Annotated in this window: 10 protein-coding genes; 1 reads left to right on the forward strand and 9 read right to left on the reverse strand. The window is 42.2% G+C overall.

What is annotated here, in order from left to right:
• Nucleotides 1-183: 183 nt before the first annotated feature.
• The gene (gene trxC, locus Q0688_RS01210; protein ID WP_299072046.1) at nucleotides 184-615 is read right to left on the reverse strand and encodes a thioredoxin TrxC; all 432 of its coding nucleotides are present in this window, start codon (nucleotides 613-615) and stop codon (nucleotides 184-186) included.
• Between the two features lie 24 nt (nucleotides 616-639).
• The gene (locus Q0688_RS01215) at nucleotides 640-1,743 is read right to left on the reverse strand and encodes a glutathione S-transferase family protein (protein ID WP_299072049.1); all 1,104 of its coding nucleotides are present in this window, start codon (nucleotides 1,741-1,743) and stop codon (nucleotides 640-642) included.
• Between the two features lie 110 nt (nucleotides 1,744-1,853).
• Between Q0688_RS01215 and rsgA the strand changes: the two genes are divergently transcribed.
• Nucleotides 1,854-2,906, forward strand: coding sequence for a ribosome small subunit-dependent GTPase A (gene rsgA / locus Q0688_RS01220; RefSeq protein WP_299072052.1), 1,053 nt, complete (start codon nucleotides 1,854-1,856; stop codon nucleotides 2,904-2,906).
• 26 nt (nucleotides 2,907-2,932) lie between these two features.
• Here the strand turns inward: rsgA and Q0688_RS01225 are convergent, their stop codons facing one another.
• The 7 genes from Q0688_RS01225 to Q0688_RS01255 all read right to left on the reverse strand — a co-directional run bounded on the left by Q0688_RS01225 (nucleotide 2,933) and on the right by Q0688_RS01255 (nucleotide 8,109).
• Nucleotides 2,933-3,478 (reverse strand): DUF1697 domain-containing protein, encoded by a 546-nt coding sequence (locus Q0688_RS01225; RefSeq protein WP_299072055.1) that lies wholly within the window; start codon nucleotides 3,476-3,478, stop codon nucleotides 2,933-2,935.
• The gene (locus Q0688_RS01230) at nucleotides 3,478-4,503 is read right to left on the reverse strand and encodes an alpha/beta fold hydrolase (protein ID WP_299072058.1); all 1,026 of its coding nucleotides are present in this window, start codon (nucleotides 4,501-4,503) and stop codon (nucleotides 3,478-3,480) included. The genes Q0688_RS01225 and Q0688_RS01230 overlap by 1 nt, the downstream gene beginning before the upstream one ends.
• A 115-nt stretch (nucleotides 4,504-4,618) precedes the next feature.
• Entirely contained in the window at nucleotides 4,619-5,359 is a 741-nt protein-coding gene (locus Q0688_RS01235; protein ID WP_299072061.1) for a glutathione peroxidase, read from the reverse strand.
• A gap of 125 nt (nucleotides 5,360-5,484) precedes the next feature.
• A complete protein-coding gene (gene yacG / locus Q0688_RS01240; protein ID WP_299072064.1) occupies nucleotides 5,485-5,724 on the reverse strand; it encodes a DNA gyrase inhibitor YacG in 240 nt (79 codons plus the stop codon).
• A 48-nt stretch (nucleotides 5,725-5,772) separates the two neighbouring features.
• Complete coding sequence (zapD, locus tag Q0688_RS01245) at nucleotides 5,773-6,525, reverse strand: cell division protein ZapD (RefSeq protein ID WP_299072067.1); 753 nt, start codon at nucleotides 6,523-6,525, stop codon at nucleotides 5,773-5,775.
• 86 nt (nucleotides 6,526-6,611) lie between these two features.
• The gene (coaE, locus tag Q0688_RS01250) at nucleotides 6,612-7,217 is read right to left on the reverse strand and encodes a dephospho-CoA kinase (protein ID WP_299072070.1); all 606 of its coding nucleotides are present in this window, start codon (nucleotides 7,215-7,217) and stop codon (nucleotides 6,612-6,614) included.
• Between the two features lie 4 nt (nucleotides 7,218-7,221).
• Entirely contained in the window at nucleotides 7,222-8,109 is an 888-nt protein-coding gene (locus Q0688_RS01255) for an A24 family peptidase (protein WP_299072073.1), read from the reverse strand.
• Nucleotides 8,110-8,832 lie beyond the last annotated feature (723 nt).

An 8,832-nucleotide genomic window follows, 5' to 3' on the forward strand; every position in this document is an offset into this window, starting at 1 on the left:
GATAGTCGGCGAGCATTCATTCGAGGGTAAATCAAGAGCATCGGCTACGCCGATAAAGCTTTGTTTTCTTTGGTGGCCCCGCCACTGCTTTTTTCGCCTGTAAAGTTTCAGCTAAAAATGGCTTATTCTAGGGGCAAATGACATGGAGGTCAGTAAGCGCCAGCGCATGTTTGTTTATAGCCGTTAACCTAACTTTTGCAGACACTGCATTATCCAGTTTTTTAACTGTGATTCGCTTAAACCACCCGATATTCTGTCAATTTCTTTACCCTGATGAAAAAAGATCAAAGTAGGAATACTACGAATACTGGCCTCTGCAGAGACTTTTTGCGCTTGTTCAGTGTTCACTTTTGCAAACAACAAACTTTCAGACTGCTTAGCAATATTAGTAAACACCGGCGCCATAGCCTGACACGGCCCACACCAACTGGCCCAAAAATCCACTATTACAGGTAAGTCATTTTTTTCTACAAAGCGATAGAATGAGTTGTCGGTCAACTCCACAGGATGCGAACTATAAGCAGCTTGTTGGCATTTGCCACATTTTGCCTGAGTATGATTTCTAGCTTCTGGTATACGGTTTATTGCGCCGCATTGAGAGCACACTATGTGCATATATTTTCCTTTCATGGTTGTAAATTAATGGTCACTTATCACCAATTTATTGTTCACCCGCTCAACTCTTTGGTTAATTTTTATCTGCATACTCGCCAATCCACCCATGGGTTGTAAAAAAGCATCGACGGCTGCCTTTTGAGTGTTATCGAATTGTTGGTAACAGTCTAGTATTCGTTGTACTTTCCACTGATGGAAAGTACCAATAGCGCGCTTCTCGGTGGTATTGCCAATGGTAAACTGGTGTTCACCTATGGTTCGGGGCACTTCCAGAGCTTGGGGATTTTCCTTGCTCCAAGTTTCAAGGCTTTTAACAGTATTTATCAATATCGGCCATTGTTCTTTAAACATGCGCTTTAGTAGAGGCAATAATGTATCGGGTATTTCATCATCGGATAAATAAGCCCCTTCAACCTGTTGTGGCTGATTCATACGCTCAACCCATCTCGCTAGATTGGGAGCGAGTTTTTTCATTAAAGCGCCGGGCGCAGGATCACGGTATAAATGGGCAAATAATGGCCCCATCAATCCAAAGTCACCTAAACAGGGCTTACTGCCGAGAAGATAATCATACTTGCCAAAATGTTTATCCAAAAGCGCTAACACATGGCCTTCATACCAGTCTTCGATAGCCGGAATACTCTTTTGAGTAATGCCTAATAGGGGTACAAAGCCCTTAAATTTAGCCCCTAATTTTTTACCAATAAATGCGCGGATAAAAGCCGGCATATTCGGCGCAACCACCTTACCAAACTCTTGATAAATAAAGGGAAAATTAGCCTTGTTCCAGCGATAATGCATAGCAGGGATCACCAGCCATTCATCAGCCCAATTTTCAAATAAATAGGAGACCAATTTTTGCTTAGGAGAGCTAGGGATTACCGAGCGTTCTGGATGATTTTGCTCAAGAGTATCGATAATATGAGCGGTATCTTGTAAATATTCTCCTAGTGGGGTTTTTAGCACAGGGATAACCCGCACACCCGTTTGCGGTATTAGAATGGTTTTATAAACCTTAAGCGAAGAAAACACTTCTTGGTAAGGTACATTTTTAAAAATCAAATAAGCCCTAACCTTGCCTGTGTACAACGACAAAGGAGCCCCGTAAAGTGTGTATTGCTGCTGCATAATTATCCCACAAGTGCTTGAATGTGCTGAATTATCTGTATACTAGCAAGCTAATTCAGCAATGAAATTATTTTGTTTAATGGCTATCTATAAAGACAACAGGGATAAGCATGCCTGAGAATCAATACACCTTACAACAATTGGGTTGGAAAGCCGTTTTCAATCAACAACTTACCTTAGATGAACTAGAGCAAACTGTGCCCTACAGAGTCACCCAAGTATTTAGAAACCGCTTAACTTTACTAGGTGAAAACGGTGAACATAATGTGGACTTAGCCCAATTCCCTGCTATGCAACAAAGCACAGTGGGAGATTGGTTACTCATTCCCCTTGAGCCAGCCACTGCTCCAGTTAGATTAGACAGGCAAAGTTTGTTTCAACGCAAAGCGCCCGGTGCCAACACTAGCCAACTTATCGCCGCAAACGTAGATACGGCCTTTATTGTTAGCTCTTGTAATCACGACTTTAATTTGTCCCGAATTGAGCGTTATTTAGCCTTGGCCAAAGAGGCGGATGTCGAGGCAGTATTAGTGCTAACTAAAGCAGATAGGGTAAACGAGCAGCAGCTACAAACCTATTACGAGCAAATACAGCAGCAACATCCTCACTTACTGGTTATTTCACTTAATGCGCTGGATAGTAGCGATGTACAAAAACTCAATGATTGGTGCAAAGTCGGGCAAACAGTGGTGTTGCTGGGTTCATCGGGTGTAGGCAAAACTACACTCACCAATTCACTATGTTTAACCCAAGCAGCCACCGCAGCCATACGGGAAGACGACAGTAAAGGCAGGCACACTACAACTAGTCGCTCGTTATACTTTACCCATTCAGGAGGCTTAATTTTAGACAGCCCAGGTATGCGCGAATTACAACTGACTGATTGTGAAGAGGGTGTTAGGGCCGTGTTTGAGGATATCGAACTTATTGCTCAGCAATGCAAATTTAAAGACTGCCAGCATCAGTCGGAGCCCGGTTGCGCTGTGGTACAAGCGTTAAATGCAGGTGAGTTAGAGGAACGTAGATTAACTAATTATCAAAAAATGTTAGCAGAGCAAGCAAGAAACAGCATGACCCTCGCTCAATCTCATCAACAAGATCGCGCCTTTGGTAAGCTTATTAAAAGCAGCCTAAAAGACAAAAAATCACGTTTAGAACGCTAAAGGTAACATGCAACCGCACATCGCTATTATTTACCCTTAGCTAAGGCAAGTAATTTACTCACAGTGTTCCAATTTCTGGCTGTGATGGGCACGCCTAAGTGTCTTTCGACTTTTTCGGCCAATTTCGAACGACCAATACCATCAGGCGCATGTAAATAAAACACCTGATCTTTTAACACAAAAGATTCACTGTCTTTTTTAAGAGCGGTTAAGCTATCTAAATCCGCATGCAGGGCATTCTCAGCAAGAAAAAACAAATGCAGTGTTTTTGGCGAAGACTGAGCTTCATAATAAGGGTTATTTATTGCTGCTTGTTCAAATTGAGCGAGTGTTAACAGCAGAATTTGCGGCTTAAAACCAAAATCCTGTGCAATTTTTTCGGAAATTTGCTGTGACAAAATTTGCTTATTTGTTTCACCGTGCTGCAATAACACATTGCCACTTTGAATATAAGTTTGAATATTTTGACAATCTAAACCCAGTAGCATCTCTGATAACTTTTTCATGGGCAATATATTATTACCACCCACATTAATGCCTCTAAGTAATACTATCCAACTATTCAAACTCATTAGTAGGTGGCTAAAAATTGACGTAAAGCCGTCAACATCTCTACGTGTTGGGGATTAGCTAAAGGCACCATACAAGGCATTATTTCTTCTAACTTTGATGCGTCAAATTGCATCTCAGAGACTTGTTTCTGATTCACCACTACATCTGCGTGACACACATCAACATCTAATGGAATTTCAAACAACCGGTTCACCCCTTTGTTTGCCGCCATCAAATCTTTAACACCCTGAATGGGGGTGGTGACATCTGCCGCAGAATGTGCAGAAAAAATAGGTAAATTAAGAGGCGCCCCTTGTTCAATAAGCTCGCGAACCGAAAAGATAACTTCCGTTAATTCAATGGCCGAAAAAGATGCCACCCCTGGGTATTTATAACGATTAAGCCCTTGAGTTTTATACTCCCCATCTAACCATTTGGCTACCCATTGAATTCCCCAAATTTTGGCAATACTTTCAACCCCCGAGTCCAAAGCTAATGCCCCAGAAAACAGCATTAATCCTTTTACTTTGCCCGGGTTTTGTAAAATGTATTCTGTTGCTAAAACCCCACCGGTAGAAAAACCACCAAAGTAGCGTTGCTCGCCTAAGCCTGCTGCGTACTCAAACACTTCAGACACATGAGCACGCCATCTATCCGACAATTGTGGATCTTGCATATCAGCATCGGCTTGTTTTTTACCGTGGCCAGGCATTAGCGCCACAACAACATTATGACCTTGCTGATGAATTGCCTTAGCTATCGAACGAAAGAAAAACGGCGAATCACTTAAACCATGAAATAACACCACCACCTTTTCAGTCACTTTGTTGTGATGCAAAATAAAAGGCGCATTGCCGTCATTTTTTAAGCTGTCAGAGCATACTCTAAATACATTCTTTTGAGGCGTTTCACACCCACGGGTCGCCCCTAATTGGGTTTTATATATGGCATCAAATTGATCAAATTGCGTTGCTATAGATTGTGCCGAAACGAAAACGGAAGTAGCGCTAGCAGTTAAGATAAGCAGCGGTAGAAATAACTTCATGTAAATGAACTTCATAAATTGACAGCCCATTACTATATCCAGTTATTTGCTAATTTACTAATCTATGAACATAAAAAATGGCGCAAAGAAGCGCCATTTTTATTTTGATTAAAAGTTACTCAAAATACGCCTCTAAGTCATCTGAGCCGCCAATCAACTTACCGCCTATAAAAACTTGTGGCCAAGACTCGTTGCCAGATAGTGCTTTAAGAGCGGTAAAGGATACCTCTTTACCCATTACCAACTCTTGATATTCAAAGCCATTTGTATCGAGTAAAGCCTTTGCTTTGGCACAATAAGGGCAACCAGGCTTAGTCAAAACGGCTGTAGCAACTGAAGCTTTTGCTTGGGGTGCCAAATAGGCCAACATAGTGTCGGCATCTGATACTTCAAAGGGGTCGCCAGGTAAGTCAGGCTCTATAAACATTTTGTCTACTACACCATCTTTTACCAGCATAGAATATCGCCAGCTACGTTTGCCAAAGCCAATTTCTGACTTATCGACTAATAACCCCATGCCAGCAGTAAATTCACCATTGCCATCGGGAATAAGGGTGATATTTTCGGCTTCTTGATCTTCAGCCCAAGCGTTCATCACAAAGGTATCGTTAACCGAAACACACAGGATGTCATCTACGCCATTGGCCTTAAATGTTTTGGCCAATTCATTGTAACGAGGTAAATGAGTAGAAGAACAAGTGGGGGTAAATGCACCTGGTAGTGAAAATACTACTACGGTTTTACCTTTAAACAGCTCGTTTGTGGTGAGTTTGGTCCATTCGTCATTAACACGGGCTGCAAAAGTGCAATCTGGAACAGCTTGTCCTGATTTATCGGTAAAGTGTGAGTTTGACATAGTGTTTTCTCCGTTGAGTCATTAATAAAACTAAGTGACCTAAAGATACCCTCAACCAACAATCGTTTAAAACAATTAAATTAGATTTGGTTAATCTAAATAATTAATTATAGCGATGAACAAGCCTATTCTTTAAAGAAATCTTCGGACCGTTCACTTAACATCGCTTCAATATCTTCAATATCGATGTCAGGTAATTTAGTGGTTTGTTGATCTTTATTGGCGCCACAAGGAATGGATTTCTCTTCGTTGGCCCATTCTCCCAAATCAATTAACTGGCAGTTTTTACTGCAAAATGGGCGATACTGACTAGTTTCAATCCACTCTACTGGCTTTTTACATTGAGGACAATTGACTGATGTCATAGAGATTTTCTCGAATAAGTATTTAAAATAAAGGTAAAAATAGCGGCGTTAGCAGCTTGCTAACTTAAAACTGACCTGAGTGTCTACTGAACTGCTACCTTGCATAGTAGGAGTAAACAAAGTAAAGCGAATCGCATAGCGATATTTATTACCCGATAACATAGGATAATGCCCTTGGTCGGTAGCACATAATACCCTGATCAACTCGTTTTTATCTTCGGCTATGCCTTGATAAAAGCCGCTCTCGGCTTCAACCACGCTAAAACGCCCTCTTTCTCGTAAAAACGACAAGGTGATCTCAATCGCTTGCTGAATCGGTACCAGCTCTTGCAACCAATTGTTAATATCGTTCTGTTTGTGAGTACTTGGTTGCTGCAACCAATAATGTAAGTTCGGCAAATCAAAACTACAGGTGCCACCAGGGATCGAAAAACGCTGCCTAATAGAAGCTAAAAATTTGTCTTCTTTGAGCTCAACACCAATCTTTTTGTTACTCTTCAACGATTCACGTAATCGAAGGATTTTTTGCAGCGCAAAGTCTAATGCTTCTTTATCAATATTTGGATGCTGTGACCAAATCACTAGGTTTTTTTCATGTGATCCAATGTCTTTTAATACATCGTTACGCAAATCAATGCGCTCAGACAAATCAAGTAAAGTAAATAAACAGTCCAAAAAGTTAATATACTGCCAATCTTCGCTGGCAGCTTTACCTTGCTCAAGCTGCCTAAACAACTGCTCAAGCCTAAGATAAGTGCGTACCTTTTCGTTGAGTGGAAATTCGTAAATAGCTTGAGACATGGCAACCTGTTTGTCTAAATTAAACTTTTAAACCTATGTTAGACCAACATTGTAAAGAATTTTTAATCAAATCAATAGACTAAAGTTTAACTTCGATTGGCAAGTCGCAAATAATTTAGATGTAATTGCTTAACTTGCGGTGCCAAATCTGCTGGAGTGCCGCTGTTATCAATCACATCATCGGCCACGGCTAGTCGCTCCGCTCGGGTAGCTTGCGCCGCCATAATGGCACGAATTTGCTGCTGGTTGGTTTTGTCACGCTGCAAAGCTCTTTGCATTTGTGTTTGCTCATCAAGATCGACAATAGCGACTCTGTTGACCTCTTGATAAAGACCTCCTTCAACCAACAAAGGCACACTTAACAGGCAATAAGGCGACTGTGCCTGCTGGGTTTGTAGTAACATTTGCTCGCGAATAGCCGGATGCAACAGCTGATTAAGCCAATCTTTAAGAGCTAGATCCTTAAAAACCAGAGTCCTCAGTTTGGCTCTGTCTAAAGTACCCGCATCATTCAATACTGACTCACTCAACTTAGCGACTATGGCTTTTAGCGCGGGGGTGCCTGGCTCTACGACTTGCCTGGCAATGACATCGGCATCAATCACCTCAATGCCGTACCCAGCAAACAAATCAGTGACTGTGGTTTTACCGCTGCCAATGCCGCCGCTTATGCCAACTACAAAATCACTCATAGGCTCATAAACCAAGCCACTGCCAATATTGCGCCACTATCCAATCACCATACAACAAGGTTAAAAAGCCTGCCGCGGCAAGATAAGGGCCAAAAGGAATAGGCTGACTTTTATCTTTGCCTTGCACTGTGAGTAAGGTAATACCCACTACCGCACCAACAAATGAAGATAATAAGATAACCACGGGCAAATGTTGCCAACCCACCCAAGCCCCAAGGGCGGCTAGTAGTTTAAAATCACCATAACCCATGCCCTCTTTACCGGTGAGTAACTTAAAGGCCCAATACAAGCTCCATAAACTTAAATATCCCGCCGCCGCGCCTATCAAGGCATCGTGACTAGAAACAAAAGGGCTACCAATACTTAATAACAAGCCTAACCATAATAACGATAGCGTTAATTGGTCGGGCAATAACATAGTGTCCAAATCAATAAAGGTCATGGCAATCAACAACCAAGTGGCCACCACAGCAGCAAAGCCTGCTAAACCAAAGCCAAAATGCCACGCCACCCAAGTGGATAACAAAGCAGTAGCTAATTCAACTAAGGGGTAACGCACAGCAATAGGGTTTTTACACTGGCTGCATTTACCTTTTAACAACAACCAGCTTATTACAGGGATATTTTCCCAGGATCTGATTTTATGTTGGCACTTAGGGCAGGTTGAGTCGGGTTTAACTAAATTAAAGGTCTCTTGCTTAGTGGAATTGGGCGTAGATTGTCCTTGGGAGGCACTATATTCGGCAATTTCAGCTTGCCACGTCCGCTCCATCATCACTGGTAAACGATAAATCAACACATTCAAAAAACTGCCTACCATCAAGCTGATAATAAACACAAAACCTATAAAAAAGGCCGGCGATGCAGCCATCAAATCAAGAGTTGCTTGCATGAAGTCACTTATAAAAATGAATAGAATACTTAGGTAGACTAGCTTGCCAGAAAGGCTTGTATGAGTCACGAGGTTTGAGCCTTTCAGTATTCTCATTATCATCCCCGATGCGATGCTTTTTTAAGCCCTAACGGGCACAGCCCTCTGTGGCAGGTGTTACATAGAATCCCTTCTGTGCGACCTACTTTTTTGCAACAGCCAAAAAAAGTAGGCAAAAAAGGCCGCTCGACACAATGCTCTTCATCCAGTTATTGCCTCAATTTGACAGGTCGCGCAGAGCCGTTCCTGACGGCGCTTCGCTTAATCGCCTATCCCTGGCGATTATCCTCCCAAATTGACGCAATAACCGGCGAGCATTCATTCGAGAGAAGAGCAAAAGATAGAGCATCGGCTCTGCCGATAGAGCTTTATTTTGTTTGGTGGCTCCGCCACTGCTTTTTTCGCCTGTAAAGTTTTAGCAGTAAAGAACTTTATTAGCGGCGGCATTTTCTGGCTACTCTTTTGTGCTGTTGCAAAAGAGTAGCTGGCTCGAAAAGATTCGAGTCAAAACTGACAAGCGACCGCCAAGGATGGCGGAAGGTAGAATAACTCAGGAGCACTTATCGAGATGCCTGTAAGCGTTAGCGCATGCTTTGTATGCCCTAACGGCACTGCCCTCCGTGGCAGGTTTCACATAGAATCCCTTCTATGCGACCTACTTTTTTGCTACAGCCAAAAAAAGTA

Source organism: uncultured Paraglaciecola sp. (assembly GCF_937123705.1).
GTDB lineage: Bacteria > Pseudomonadota > Gammaproteobacteria > Enterobacterales > Alteromonadaceae > Paraglaciecola.